Source organism: Neisseria sp. HMSC073G10 (assembly GCF_001812605.1).
Classification (GTDB): domain Bacteria; phylum Pseudomonadota; class Gammaproteobacteria; order Burkholderiales; family Neisseriaceae; genus Neisseria; species Neisseria subflava_A.
The window spans coordinates 36,316-50,853 of the sequence record NZ_KV809536.1 but is presented as its reverse complement, the minus strand read 5'-3'; the positions used below and the strand labels follow the sequence as shown (position 1 = coordinate 50,853).

10 protein-coding genes are annotated in these 14,538 nt (G+C 48.2%); 6 read left to right on the top strand and 4 right to left on the bottom strand.

Annotated elements, in window-relative coordinates:
* Nucleotides 1–64: 64 nt before the first annotated feature.
* Nucleotides 65–2,482: a TonB-dependent hemoglobin/transferrin/lactoferrin family receptor gene (locus HMPREF2865_RS08355; RefSeq protein WP_070646713.1), complete on the bottom strand. Its 2,418-nt coding sequence runs from the start codon at nucleotides 2,480–2,482 to the stop codon at nucleotides 65–67.
* 54 nt (nucleotides 2,483–2,536) lie between these two features.
* The gene (locus HMPREF2865_RS08350) at nucleotides 2,537–3,532 is read right to left on the bottom strand and encodes a Slam-dependent surface lipoprotein (RefSeq protein ID WP_070461967.1); all 996 of its coding nucleotides are present in this window, start codon (nucleotides 3,530–3,532) and stop codon (nucleotides 2,537–2,539) included.
* A gap of 367 nt (nucleotides 3,533–3,899) precedes the next feature.
* On the opposite strand from HMPREF2865_RS08350, the gene HMPREF2865_RS08345 reads away from it, so the two are divergent.
* Entirely contained in the window at nucleotides 3,900–5,441 is a 1,542-nt protein-coding gene (locus HMPREF2865_RS08345; RefSeq protein WP_070646712.1) for a surface lipoprotein assembly modifier, read from the top strand.
* Nucleotides 5,442–5,561: 120 nt separating this feature from the next.
* Here the strand turns inward: HMPREF2865_RS08345 and HMPREF2865_RS08340 are convergent, their stop codons facing one another.
* The gene (locus tag HMPREF2865_RS08340; protein WP_070646711.1) at nucleotides 5,562–6,185 is read right to left on the bottom strand and encodes a biliverdin-producing heme oxygenase; all 624 of its coding nucleotides are present in this window, start codon (nucleotides 6,183–6,185) and stop codon (nucleotides 5,562–5,564) included.
* 402 nt (nucleotides 6,186–6,587) lie between these two features.
* Between HMPREF2865_RS08340 and HMPREF2865_RS08335 the strand changes: the two genes are divergently transcribed.
* From HMPREF2865_RS08335 to HMPREF2865_RS08325, 3 genes are read left to right on the top strand one after another with little or no spacing between them, the layout of a single operon-like run.
* Nucleotides 6,588–7,898: a paraquat-inducible protein A gene (locus HMPREF2865_RS08335; RefSeq protein WP_083309588.1), complete on the top strand. Its 1,311-nt coding sequence runs from the start codon at nucleotides 6,588–6,590 to the stop codon at nucleotides 7,896–7,898.
* Nucleotides 7,895–9,556 carry an intermembrane transport protein PqiB gene (gene pqiB / locus HMPREF2865_RS08330; protein ID WP_070646709.1) on the top strand — a complete coding sequence of 554 codons (1,662 nt, stop codon included), beginning with the start codon at nucleotides 7,895–7,897 and terminating at the stop codon, nucleotides 9,554–9,556. Before HMPREF2865_RS08335 ends, pqiB begins: the two co-directional genes overlap by 4 nt.
* Nucleotides 9,556–10,074 carry a PqiC family protein gene (locus tag HMPREF2865_RS08325; RefSeq protein WP_070646708.1) on the top strand — a complete coding sequence of 173 codons (519 nt, stop codon included), beginning with the start codon at nucleotides 9,556–9,558 and terminating at the stop codon, nucleotides 10,072–10,074. Before pqiB ends, HMPREF2865_RS08325 begins: the two co-directional genes overlap by 1 nt.
* A gap of 57 nt (nucleotides 10,075–10,131) precedes the next feature.
* On the opposite strand, the gene HMPREF2865_RS08320 is transcribed toward HMPREF2865_RS08325, so the two are convergent.
* Entirely contained in the window at nucleotides 10,132–10,842 is a 711-nt protein-coding gene (locus HMPREF2865_RS08320) for a GrxB family glutaredoxin (protein WP_070646707.1), read from the bottom strand.
* Between the two features lie 88 nt (nucleotides 10,843–10,930).
* Here HMPREF2865_RS08320 and HMPREF2865_RS08315 point away from each other — a divergent pair, with 88 nt between their 5' ends.
* Nucleotides 10,931–13,144, top strand: a complete 2,214-nt coding sequence (locus tag HMPREF2865_RS08315) for a RelA/SpoT family protein (RefSeq protein ID WP_070646706.1) — start codon at nucleotides 10,931–10,933, stop codon at nucleotides 13,142–13,144.
* Nucleotides 13,145–13,398: 254 nt separating this feature from the next.
* On the top strand, nucleotides 13,399–14,193 hold the full coding sequence (locus tag HMPREF2865_RS08310) for a formate/nitrite transporter family protein (RefSeq protein ID WP_070583823.1): 795 nt from the start codon (nucleotides 13,399–13,401) through the stop codon (nucleotides 14,191–14,193).
* Nucleotides 14,194–14,538 lie beyond the last annotated feature (345 nt).

Genomic DNA, 14,538 nt, shown 5'->3' with positions numbered 1-14,538 from the left:
CATCGCGGTCAACCCCGTTGGTGGTGCTGTAGCTGTACCAACCTTCCTTTCTGTTCTAATTACCTTAGAACTTAGCTTCAAGTGTAAAGTTGTAACTTCTTCCTGGTGAAGAGAAACGCTCTATACCTGCATGTGTCTTATTATCAACACGATTAACTGTACCAAATTCGCGGATGCTGCGCAGCGATTCCCAAGTATAGTATTTTTTGTTGCCGATGTTGTACGCACCGGCGCGCAGGGTGAAGTATTTGCCCAAGTTGACGTAGCCTGTCAGGTCGAAAAGCGTATAGGCTTTGCTGTGCTTGGCAAATGGCCATGGGTTGTTCAAATCATCACTGCTGTGAACGGTGTCAGACGGTTTTTTAGCTGCGGTGTGTGTCAGGTACGCATTGATACCCCAGCGTTTGGAGGGAGCATCGTAGCCCAAATTGTAAACGGCAGACCACGGGGAAAGGGCGTTAATCGGGGTTTCCTGTCCGTTGGTTTGTTTGGCTTTGCCTTTGATGTAGCTGACATTAACACCTGCGTGCGTGCCTTGCGGCAAACCGATGCTGTCAAGGTTCCATGTGCCGTTAAATTCCAAACCTTTCACCCATGCGGAGGAACGGTTTTGGTTTTGCCAAACGGGTGAGCTGACCAATGCGGTACCGTCGGAAATCGGTGCATAATTAGGGCTGTTGGGGTTGTCTGAGGACACGCCCATGTAGGTCAGTTCGATAAAGTTGCGGTAGCGGGTTTGGAAGCCGGAGAGTTTAAAGTTTCCGGCTTTGCCACTGCCGGCAAGTCCCAGTTCGAAGTTTTTGGCGGTTTCTGCCTTAAGGTTAGGGTTTGCTTTAAGGTAGAAGTCAGGATGCGGGAACAATAGCCAGGTTTCGTCTGAAGTCGGCGCGCGGAAGCCAGTGCTATATTTTGCCAAAAGATTCAGACGCGGCGTGAATTTCCAGTCTAATCCTAAACCGTAGCTGAAACCGCTGTGTTTACGCTCGCTGCCAAGATAGGGGATTTGACCGCGGATGGCAGGGGTATAGTTGGGGTTGTCCTTGGCTTTGCTGCTGCTGTTGTCGTAGCGAACCCCGGCATTGAGGCGGTATTGGCTGCTGTCGCCGAATTGGAAGGTGTTGTTCCAGTAGGCAAAACGGTTTTTGGACGAGCTTTCGACCAGCATAGTCAATTCTTGGTTGTTGGACGTTTGGTATTTCGGGTCATATAGGCGTACCCAATAGCTATGGTCGCTATTACCGTTATCGTTTTTGGAGCCACCTAATCCGTATTGCATTGCCCATACCGATTTGGAGAAGTCGATTTGTTTTTCGGCATCGGCACCGAATTGGGTATTTTTTTGACGGATGTTGCGGAACATATGGTACACGTCGCTGTTGACACCGTTACGGCCATAATCCGTCGGCAAGTCCCAGGTCCAAGTGCTCATGTCGATGGTTTGACGGTCGTAACGCAGGTTGAGGTTGTCCCATGGTCCTTTGTCAAGTTGGTTTTTGTATTCGAAACCGATGCGTTTGCGGTAGGAAATATCTTGACGGGAACGGGTGTCGCCCAGTGCGTCGCCTTTCCAGTCTGCCGCCCACATATTGGACAATTCAATCGTCGTGCGGTCGGTGCGTGAATCTTCGTAAATCCAGCCGATACGGTTTTTATCGTTGAAGTTGTAACCCAGTTTGAACAGGGTGCTTTTGTTTTCCCAGTCTTGAGGGTCAGGTTTGCTGCGCGCTATGCCGCGGCTGCCGTAGTTGGTCATACCAGCATTCGGACTCCAGCTTTGTTTGTTGTCAGTGATGACGGTATCGGCAGCGTCGCTGTTGTTTTTGGTTTCTTTACCGAAACGGCGGGTGTAGACCATCAATGCGTCCAGACCCAACCAGGTTCCTGCGGCGGTTATGCTGCTGAATTTTTGGCTGTTGCGTCCGATATAGCCGCCTTTAATGCCTAAGTGGTAGGGTTTTTCTTCGGAAACATAGTCGCTTGCGGATTTGGTTTTGTAGTTGACGGCACCGCCCAATGCGCCGCTGCCGGATTTAAGCGAGTCCGCGCCTTTGTTAAGGGTTACTTCCGAAAAGTTTTCGGGTTCGGACGTGTTGCGGTTTGCATTGAAGTTGCCGTATGCACCGAACAACTCTTGAAACGCTTCAGACGACCTGCTTTCTGCTTGTGCCAGTCCGTCCACGTTGATGGCAACGCGGTCTTTATCGACACCGCGTATGGTAAAGCCGTTGGAACCGGAACGTCCGCCTTCAACGACGCTGATGCCCGGATCGTAACGCACCAAGTCGCTTTCATCGGAGACCATTTGTTTATCCAAAACCTGACGGCGGATTTTCTCTTCACCGAGTTTTTGTACTTTGCGGCCGCCAATGACTTTGACTTCATTCAACTCCTGATAAGCTTGAGGAATAGGATCGGCCGCTAAGGCAGGGAAAGTTTGGCTGACAATAGCTGCCAGCAGTACAGGTTTAAAATGGAAGGACATTTTTTGCCTCTTAATATATATTGATTATCTATTATTGGAATGCTTGATGTGCGGTTACTTGCTGACAGGTGTCAAACTTGTATCCGTCGTATTGCGGTCGTCATCATTCTTCACGCCGCCGAACACGGTATCCAACGATTTATCGGCATCAAAGGTAACTTTACCGCCTATACTGACTTCTGTTTTATCGCCGTTAAATTGACCAAAGAATTTCCCTTCGACTTTGCCGTTTTTACCATCGGATTCGGCAGTGCCTGAGAAATCAACGCCGTTGATGCCTACATCTTTCATCACAACGTCCGGACCGTAATCAGCATTACCTAAAATCGTGCCGCCGAGTTTGTTGGTGTTGAAATTGGCTGTCAGCAGTGAAAGTTTGGGCGTGTTTTTTTCAGACGACCCGGAGGATTTGCCCGGATCGTAGGTTGAGGTAACGATATTGCCGTTGCGGACGCGGACAGCCCAAACTTCGTATGTAGTCTTGCCTTTTGCCACTGTACTGTCTGACGGAGTGTAATAAGACGGTTTCGCCGTTCCGACGGGTTTGCCACCGACAAACAGGTCTGCCGTGCCGTCTGCATTTATCCATGCGCCGAATTTGAGGTGGTCCTGTTTGGTTGCCGGTGCATAGGTGAATTGTCCCGAACTACTGCAACAGACAAACAGTTTACCACCTTCAGATAAAGGTTGTCCTTCATGGCGTGTACGAAGGGCATAAGACGGGCTGGAATATGATGGGACAATCGGATCAGAATATGAACTAATGTTGTAATAGTTACCAGAAGGGGTTTGATAGACATATTGTTTATCGGTATAGCTGTAGCCCCATGATGTTTTCACTTCGAGTTCCGCTTCACGCAGACTGCCGCCTTTATCGGAAAGGGTATTAATGGTCTTTACTGCATTGCTTTCATCGCTCAGCTTAACATTGGCGATAGGTTGCGCTGTCGGAATAGCAACGGGAACTTTGGGTTCAGATGCACCTCCACCTGCACATGCAGTCAAAATAAAGGTAGTTGCAATAGGCACTATAAATACATTAATTTTCATAACCAATCTCTCTAAAATACAAGCTTCTCAGATACAATAATGATAAGTATTACTAATAATATGCAATATTGTGTAACAAATATTTTATTTTAGCAATACCAATATTTTTTCTATCAGTAGTTAGGGTGAATCTTTATGCCATCCTCTCTCTGTTAAATATATTTACGCAATTTATAATCCTATAAAAATAAATAAGTTATATTTATTTCGTAAATTTGCCGTTATAATGATAAATCTAAATACGAATCTGTATTTTTTATGCAAAAATAAAATCACCTGAGATGTTTCAGGCAGTTTTATGATAAGAGCAAATCCCTTATTAGAAACGATTTGCCCTCAGATATACATATATTTCGGATGACTTTAAATGCTAAAAATAAAACAAAAAATTGTCTCAGCTTCTTTGTGCTACCTATTGCCGTCAGCAGCCTTTGCTGAATTTCCCGAAGAGGGTGTTCGGCAGAATATTTCTTCTCAGAATACTGCTGTACAAGTACAACAGAAACAATGGTTAGATATTCTATCTGAGGAGGAAAGGTCGCCTGAAAAGAATGAGAATATAGGCAGACCAACTCTGGTTAATGATGATTTTTTAGCGGCAAACCCGCATATTCTTGAAGACGCACTGGTTCAAGCACTTAACGGCAATAGCGCAGACCTGGTTTCCTCGCTTGTCGCCCTTTACCGTAAACAGCCCAACCACAATCCCAAACTGATTGCACGTGCCGATGCTTTGCTGGCAAAGTTGAAAGGACGGACTTCCGAAGCGGTCGAACGTTATCGTACCCTTTATGAATCTGACGTTTCAGACGACCGCATATTGTTGGATTTGGCAGCAGCAGAGTTTCAGGACCATCGCTTGGGTGAGGCAACGATGCATTTTCGTCATGCCGCGCAACGCGATATACCTGCCCCCGTTTTGGAAAATGTCAAACGTTTTCAAGAAGCCGTCAAACGGCAGACAGAATGGAAATGGTCTGGTGGAATCAGCCCCGTGCATAACGATAATGCCAACAACGCTGCTCCGCGTTATTGCATCGAAACAAGGGGGCAAACCGCATGCAGTGTTACCTTACCTGTCAGTGCCAACGGCTTGAATTACGAATTGAACACCGAAAAACTCACCCCATTGCATGGGCATCACGCTATCAAACTCCGCGCCAACCTCAGCGGCACAAGCTATTTTTTCGACCGCCAATCGGCTTACGACGATGCGTTCGGCAGAGCTTATTTGGGCTGGCAACGCAAGGACGGCAAACAAACCGTCAGCGTTTTACCGTTTTATCAGGCACAGTTGGCAGGCAGCAGCGAGTTTGACAGCAAAAAAGAAAATAACCGCCGCGTTGCACCTTATATGCTGGCTCACGGAGTTGGCGTACAGCTTTCGCATATGGTCAATCTCGGCAATGCGACTCAACTTTACTACTCACTGGAACGCTACCGCCAAAACTATCGAGAAACTGATCGTGCACTGCGCAACGATGGTTGGCACGACAGTACCTATCTCTCCCTGGCTCGCCGTTTTGGCAACACGACTCTGTTCGGCGGTTGGCAATACAACCGCTTTGTTCCTGAAAACAAAAACATACACAATATTGAGAACAATGCAGCCTACCACCGCAACGGTTTCAATATAGGTTGGATACAGCAATGGCAGGTTTTAGGTGGGCTTAACAGCAGACTTACCGCTTCATTTGCCAACCGTCGCTATAAAGGCATTATGGCATTCGGCACGGAGCCGCAACGCAATCGGGAGCGCGCTCTCTCTATCAATCTTAGTCACAACAAATTATCTTATAAAGGCATTACCCCTACTTTGAATTATAGTTATAGTCACACCCGTAGCAATGCACCCTATGCAATGCGTAATATTCATCAATGGTCATTAGGTGGTGAATGGAATTTTTAAAAGAGAATCAAATCTGAGTAGGTATAAGACAGCAACCCGTTCAAACAAAACTTTGTAGTGTAATTAAAGGTCTCTGCAAACATCTACGCCGAGACCTTGTCTGTTTGATTTAATTATTTTTTAGAGTCTGTGCGGTGTCATACCTTCAGGCGCTTCCGCACCTTCCGGCAAACCGAAAGTTTCGCGCAAAATCACTTTATAGAAGACAAACGCTTCGCACGCACCTTGAATGGCTTCCGCCTCGGCTTCGGGAGTCAAGTTCAAAGCGTTCAGATGCTCGACAAAAGCGCGCCAGTGTTTGCCGCGGCCGTTCGGATGAGGAGCCAGGTGGCGTGCGCCGAATTCGCCGGTGTATTCGAGTTTTTGAGCGTGTTTGAACAAGAATGCCGCGCCCAAATTAGAACCTTCGGCACAATACAGCCAGCCGATGGCTTTATTACCGGTTTCGTGTGGCAATTCTTTGTCAAATTTGTAAGGCTCTTCGCCCAAGTCTTTCAAGTCTTGAGTCACGGCATCGTAACGCGCCATGTATTCAAGTTCGGGAATGGCTTTGTTCAATTCGGCATCTTTATAGATGTGATCAACAGCCTTGTGGAAAACAGATTGAAGTTTCAAGAATTTGATGTAGTTTTCTTTGCTGGAAAAAGGTTGAACGGACATAACCAAGTTATCAACGCTGTCGTGCGTTGTCGTGGTTTGCTCTTTCAAGCGTTTGGCGAAAGTCAGCTCTTGGGTTTCACTCATGATGTTTCCTTTGAATTAAGAGACTAATGGTTTCAGACGGCCTTTATGGTTAAAAATCCGTCTAATTTGAAAAGAATCGTTTTAAAAACAAAGAAGATAATTTTTAGCCTACTTCAGGTTCGTTGACCGTGTACCTTCCACAAATCTACAAGGATTATCGTGTTTTTAAATATTAAGAATATATCTTATTTTATCCTAATGGCAATAAACCAAACTAAGACCTATTAATAAAATTTAACGGCTCATAACAATAACCTTCTGAAGTCTTTTCAAACTTTTCAGACGGCCCAAACCTTATTAAGCAGCCGCCATTCAATCAAATATCGACCTAAATTTGGGCTATCCTTCTGTTTTCCTTTATAATGCGACACTCTTTGCACCTTCTTTATCCCCTGCCGAACCATGAAACGGATTCCTGCCTACCATCGCTGGTGGCGCTACAAGTCTTATCTTCCTGATGCGACGCTGCCTGCACATACGGTGGAATGCCCGGATTGCGGCTGCCGTATGGATATTCCGCGCCTGCGTCAGGGACAGGAAGCGCATTGTCCGGTGTGCAACCATGAAATTGTGGAAGTGGAAAACAATCCGTATATCGCGCCAATTGCCTATGCGCTGACAACCTTGATTCTAATGGCGTTCGCGTACAATATGGTGTATATCCGCGTGGATTTGTTCGGCGTGACATCGATTTTGTCGTTGCCGCAAATGATGCGGCTTTTGATTTCGCTGGATTACGGTTTTCTGGCGGAAGTGATGTTTATCCTCACCTTCGGCGCGCCCTTACTGTTTTTGCTGCTCTGTCTTTATGTTTATACGGCCTTGATACGCGAAAAGGCCTACCCTGCGCTGCGCTTTGCAACGCGCGTATTGGTTCGGCTGCGTCATTGGATTATGGTGGATGTGTTTTTCATTTCCACTTTGGTGGCGTATATCAAGCTCTCGTCCGTTGCTACAGTGGAATTCGGCTCAGCGTTTTATCTGATGTTTCCGCTGTCGGTCATGCTGATTCGGACTTCGGTATCGATTCCGCAGCATTGGGTTTATTATAAGATTCACCGTTTAACCGGCGGCCATGCGGTTCAGACGGCCACTGAAGACAAAATCTGTTGCAGCCGCTGCCTGTATTTCCGCAATAAAGACGAGCAGCCTTGCGGCGTATGCGGCGCAGACTTATACCGTCGCCGCCCCAAAAGCCTGAGTATTTCGCTGGCATTTTTAGTCACGGCATTTATCCTGTATTTCCCTGCCAACATCCTGCCGATTATGATTTCGTCCAACCCGACGGCCTTGGAGATCAACACGATTTTCAACGGCATTGTTTATATGTGGGACGACGGCGACCGATTGATTGCCGTGATTATTTTCAGCGCCAGTATTATGGTGCCGGTTTTGAAGATTATTGCGATGGCGGTTTTAATTTATTCCGCATACTTCAAACCCGTGATGAGCGTGGACAAAATGTCGGTTTTGTATCGGATTACCGAATCCATCGGTCGCTGGTCGATGATTGATATTTTTGTGATTATTATTTTGATGAGTTCGTTCCACACCAATATGGCGCGCGTTGTGCCGGGTGGTGCGGCGGTTTATTTCTGCCTGGTCGTTATTTTGACCATGCTTTCGGCCTATTATTTCGATCCCCGTCTGATTTGGGACAAGCAACAGCAGCTTTCAGACGGCCTTGATTCTGACCAGACCTTAACACAATGAAAAAACACGATTCTTCACCCAATTATCACGCCCCGGCGCGTGTCAAGAAAACCAATGTCTTCACGTCTATCGTGTGGCTGATTCCGCTGATTGCGCTGATTGCCGGCAGTTGGCTTTTGGTGAAAGACATCCGCAACCGCGGCCCTGTCGTTACCTTATTGATGGACAGCGCCGAAGGCATCGAGGTCAACAACACCATTATTAAAGTGTTGAACGTCGATGTCGGACGCGTTACCCGCATCAAATTGCGCGATGACCAAAAAGGCGTGGAAGTTACTGCCCAGCTTAGCGCCGACGCCAAAGACCTTATCCGCAGCGATACCCAATTTTGGGTGGTCAAACCGCGCATCGACCAAAGCGGCGTTACCGGCTTGGGAACCTTGCTTTCCGGCTCATATATTGCATTTACACCGGGTAAAAGCCAAGAAACCAAAGATGTATTTGTCGTCCAAGACATTCCGCCGATTGCCGCCATCGGTCAAAGCGGCCTGCGCCTGAATTTGATCGGCAAAAACGACCGCATCCTCAACGTCAGCAGCCCTGTTTTGTATGAAAACTTTATGGTCGGCCAAGTAGAAAGCGCGCATTTCGACCCGTCCGACCAAAGCGTGCATTACACCATCTTCATCCAAAGCCCCAACGACAAACTGATTAATTCAGCCAGCCGTTTCTGGCTGGAAAGCGGCATTAATATCGAAACCACAGGCAGCGGTGTCAAACTCAATTCCGCCCCTCTAGCTGCCCTGCTGTCCGGCGCGATTTCCTTTGACTCGCCCAAAACAAGCGACAGCAAAAACGTCAAAAGCGAAGACAGCTTCACGCTTTACGACAGCCGCAGCGAAGTGGCCAATCTGCCTGACAACCGCTCGCTGTATTACACCGCGTTTTTCAAACAATCCGTACGCGGCCTGTCTGCTGGTTCGCCTGTCGAATACAAAGGCCTGAATGTCGGTGTAGTTTCCGATGTCCCTTATTTCGACCGCAATGATAGCCTGCATTTGTTTGAAAACGGTTGGATTCCCGTACGCATCCGTATCGAGCCTTCCCGTTTGGAAATCAATGCCGACGAGCAAAGTAAAGAACATTGGAAACAACAATTTCAGATGGCCTTAAATAAAGGCCTGACGGCCACCATCTCCAGCAACAACCTGCTGACCGGCAGCAAAATGATTGAGTTGAACGATCAGCCTTCTGCCTCGCCTAAGCTGCGACCGCATACCGTTTATGCAGGCGATACCGTTATTGCAACCCAAGGCGGCGGTTTGGACGATTTGCAAGCAAAAGTGGCCGACTTGTTAGACAAGTTCAATAACCTGCCATTGGATAAAACCGTTGCCGGCTTGAACGGTTCGCTTGCCGAGCTCAAGTCCACACTCAAATCTGCCAATGCCGCCCTAAGCTCCATCGACAAACTGGTCGGCAAACCGCAGACACAAAACATTCCGAACGAGTTGAACCAAACTCTGAAAGAGTTGCGTCAAACCCTGCAAGGCGTATCGCCGCAATCGCCTATCTACGGCGACGTACAAAATACACTGCAAAGTTTGGACAAAACCTTAAAAGACGTTCAACCCGTGATTAATACTTTGAAAGAAAAACCCAACGCGCTGATTTTCAACAGCAGCAGCAAAGACCCTATCCCGAAAGGAAGCCGATAATGCGCCTCTTCCCGATTGCCGCCGCCCTGACGCTTGCCGCCTGCGGCACTGCGCAAAGCACACAATATTTCGTCCTGCCCGACAGCCAGTACATCCGCCCGGCTGCGCATGGCAATGAAATTGCGGTCAAAGTCAACCTTGCCGAACCGCTTGCCAACGGCGGCCTCGTTTACCAAACCGATGCCTATCATGTGAATCTGGCGAAAAACCACCTTTGGGCGGCACCGCTCGATGGCGCATTGGCGGCAAACCTCAGCAACAAGCTCAACCGCCTCAATCCGCATCGCACCTTTGTGCCTGCTTCACGCAGCCAAAGCAGCCAAACCCTGAAAGTCTATATCGAAGCCTTCCAAGGCAGCTATCAGGGGCAGACCACCATCAGCGGATATGCACAATGGCCGGACGGACGCAGCAAACCGTTTAACGCCGTCACGCCGCAACAAGGTGACGGCTATACCGCCATGCTCGAATCGCTGGAAAACGGTTTGTCACAGGTTGCCGATACAATTGCTTATTAAACAAAAGGCCGTCTGAAAAAACTTTCAGACAGCCTTTTTTTATGTTTCAAACATTCATTACAACGCGCGGTCAAAATACAAAGCCACGCCGGAACGCTCGCTCATCGCCAACAAATAATCCATCAACTTTTGCGGCCATTGAATACCGCGCACAACGGTCAGGTTGCGCAAAATAGGGAAAGTCAGGATATCTTCAAAACTGATTTCACCGCACAAGCCCTCGCCTTCGCACACCAGCGCTTCCAGCTCTGCCAAGTCTTGATGCAGACGCTCCAGATATTGCGCCGTTTTATTCAGATTAGTCTCGAAATTGCCGATACTTTTCTCTTTTTTGTCGATAAAGTATTTTTTCGCTTCATCGGTCTCAAATTCGGGCAGGCCGATTTTGACCATGCGCGGCTGTACCAATTTATTATTGTACTCGCCCACTTTGTCCAACCAAGCCTGGACCTCGGGACGAACTTCTTCTTTCAGACGGCCCTGATCAATGTAACGGACAATATCCAAACTCTCGCCCATAAACGAACCGTCTTCTTTTTGAAGAATCGGCACTTGTTTTGAGCCAATCATGCCAATCGGCGTAGCTTCGTCATCGTTTGCTAAGACGACCTCTTCCACCGCCACATCGCGCAAGCCGAAAATCATCCTTGCACGAACGCAAAACGGGCAATGGTCGTAAATATACAGTTTCATCGAAATACTCCTTAAAATTTCAAAACGGTTAACCATAACACCCAAGGCCGTCTGAAACAAGGTGTCCTGAAACATAGTGCCGCATTCGCATACAAATCTAGGGCTGTCGGCAAGAAACTGTTACAATGGCAACGTTTTTATCAAAAAGAAAAAAACGCACGCCATGACCACTATTCGCCAAACGCCCCAAACATCGAGTGCAACGCTAGAAGGCCTCCTCGCATGGTTCGACGGCTATGTTGCCGCGCTGCCCGATTCCGATAAAAACCTGATTCAGACGGCCTTTGACTTAGCTAAAGAACATTATCCTGCCGATGCCCTAACGACTTACGGCGAGCCTTTAATGGAACATTTTCTCGGCTCGATGCAAATCGTCAGCGAACTCGACCTCTTGCCTGATGCCGTGGCCGCTACGATTTTGTCCGACATCGGCAAATACGTTCCCACTTGGCACGAATTGGTTACCGAACGCTGCAACAGTACCGTTTGCGAGCTGGTCAAAGGCGTGGACGAAGTACAGAAACTGACCCAATTCGCCCGCGTAGACAGCCTTGCCACGCCGGAAGAGCGCGCCCAACAAGCCGAAACCATGCGCAAAATGCTGTTGGCGATGGTTACCGACATCCGCGTCGTCCTGATCAAACTGGCCATGCGTACGCGCACCCTCCAATTCTTAAGCAACGTTCCCGACAATCCTGAAAAACGCGCCGTTGCCAAAGAAACCCTCGACATTTTTGCCCCGCTCGCCAACCGCTTGGGCGTGTGGCAACTCAAATGGCAGCTCGAAGATTTGGGCTTCCGCCATCAAGAGCCGGAAAAATACCGCGAAATCGCCCTGCTTTTGGACGAAAAGCGCACCGAGCGCCTCGAATACATCGAAAACTTCCTCAATATCCTGCGTACGGAACTGAAAAAATACAATATTCATTTTGAAGTTGCCGGAAGACCGAAGCACATCTACTCCATTTACAAAAAAATGGTGAAGAAAAAGCTCACTTTCGACGGCTTGTTCGACATCCGCGCCGTACGGATTTTGGTGGACACCATTCCCGAGTGTTACACCACGTTGGGCATTGTCCACAGCCTCTGGCAGCCGATTCCGGGCGAGTTCGACGACTATATCGCCAACCCGAAAGGCAACGGCTATAAAAGTTTGCACACCGTCATCGTCGGTCCGGAAGACAAAGGCGTGGAAGTACAAATCCGCACCTTCGATATGCACCAATTCAACGAATTCGGTGTTGCCGCCCACTGGCGTTATAAAGAAGGCGGCAAGGGCGATTCAGCCTACGAACAAAAAATCGCTTGGTTGCGCCAACTCCTAGACTGGCGTGAAAACATGGCAGAAAGCGGCAAAGAAGACCTTGCCGCCGCCTTTAAAACCGAGCTGTTTAACGATACGATTTACGTTTTGACTCCACACGGCAAAGTCCTCTCCCTACCTACGGGCGCTACCCCGATCGACTTTGCCTATGCCTTGCACAGCAGCGTAGGCGACCGTTGTCGCGGCGCAAAAGTCGAAGGACAAATCGTGCCGCTGTCCACGCCTTTGGAAAACGGTCAACGCGTTGAAATCATTACCGCCAAAGAGGGAAATCCTTCCGTCAACTGGCTCTACGAAGGCTGGGTCAAATCCAACCGCGCCATCAGCAAAATCCGTGCCTACATCCGCCAGCAAAATGCGGATACCGTGCGCGAAGAAGGCCGCGCCCAGTTGGACAAACAGTTGTCAAAAATCTTCCCCAAACCTAATCTGCAAGCATTGGCGGAAAAACTCGGCTTCAAAAAAACCGACGAACTCTATACGGCCATCGGTCAGGGCGAAGTTTCCAACCGCGCCATCCACAAAGCCTGCGGCGCGCTGAATGAACCGCCTCCCGTGCCGATTGATGAAACCAATATCGTCAAGCAGTCCAAAATCAAAAAAGGCGGCAAAAACGGCATTTTGATTGACGGCGAAGACGGCTTAATGACCACACTTGCCAAATGCTGCAAACCGGCACCTCCTGACGATATTGTGGGCTTTGTTACCCGCGACCGCGGTATTTCCGTCCACCGCAATACCTGCCCTTCTTTCCGCCACCTTGCCGAACAGGCTCCGGAAAAAGTGTTGAACGCAAGCTGGGCAGCCTTGCAAGAAGGACAAGTATTTGCCGTCGATGTTGAAATCCGCGCCCAAGACCGCTCCGGTTTGCTGCGAGACGTTTCGGATGCGCTGGCGCGTCATAAACTCAACGTTACCGCGGTGCAAACCCAATCGCGCGATTTGGAAGCCAGTATGCGCTTTACCCTTGAAGTCCGCCAAGTCAACGACCTGCCGCGCGTATTAGCCAGCTTGGGCGACATCAAAGGCGTTTTAAGCGTAACGCGCTTGTAGCCCTCATTATCCAAGCAAATCCAAAGGCCGTCTGAAAGCAACTTTTTCAGACGGCCTTTTCAGTTTTTAAAACGCCAATATCTCAACGCCTCAACTTATCTTTCTTCAAAAAAGTCAGCCGTTAGCCTTAGCCGCTTCAATATATAACCCCCTCTTCTATTCTTACAACCAGTCGTTATTTCCTACCGGCATCATTCTCAGGCAAACTTATTATCCTCATGATAAACAAGATATTTCCAATTTAAGGGAGCCTCATGAATACACGAGATTTGTACCCTCACGAGATTTTACAGGAAGCCATCGGCAAGAGCTGCGCCAAGTCTGAGTTCAGCATCAAAATGTTGGTGATTTTGAGTTTTTTAGGCGGCGGCTATGTCGGCTTCGGCTATCTTGCCTGCCTGCGCGTCATCAGCGGTATTCCAGCCGAATGGAACGGCCTGGCTGCCCTTTTGGGCGCATCCGTATTCCCGATTGCGCTGATTTGTATCTTAATCGGCGGCGGTGAGCTGGCAACAGGCAATATGATGATTATGGCTTTGGGCAGATTGACCGGCCGCGTCAGCACCTACAAACTGGTACGCAACTGGCTCATCGTCAGCTTGGGCAACCTAGCTGGCGCCGTTGCCATGGCCTATTTCCTCGGCCACTATGTCGGCCTGGCAGAGGGAGCGGCTGCGGCGAAAACCATTGCCATTGCCGAAGCCAAAGTTAATATGGACTTTGGCCGTGCCTTCGTTTCCGCTATCGCATGTAACTGGATGGTGTGCATGGGTATTTGGTTCTATTTCGGCTCACGCCATACTTCAGGCCGCATTTTGGCAACTTGGTTTCCGGTCATGATCTTCGTGTTGATCGGTTTCCAACACTTTGTTGCCAATATGTTCATCATTCCGGCCGGTATTTGGGCGGGTGCAAATGTCAGCTGGGGTCAATTTTTCTACAATATGATTCCTGTCTTCTTAGGCAATGTCCTCGGCGGATCGTCTTTTGTTGCCGCTTTCTATCTCTTCGCTTATAAACATTTGTTAAAAGATGATTTTTCTATTTAGTTCAAGCTGACTCACTATCCCGTATTCATCATAAATACGGGATAGTGCCATTATCAGGCCGTCTGAACAGCTCGTTCCATGTCGCATAATTACGCTTTTTCTCCGCGCAACGTTTCATTTATAGGAAAGATAGTTTCATTGTCTTTCCTTTTCTCAAAATTAAGATAATTTTTGCAATCTTTTGTTTTCAAATAACTTCCCCTAAAAAGCGCTACGATTTTTCATAAAGCCCGTGTTCCGTGCTTTGCAAAACAAAAAATTTACTGTATTCTAAATTTAATTATTTACAATTTAATATGGATTGGTTACATATCCTATTGTATTTGAAAATAATTTATCCTGACT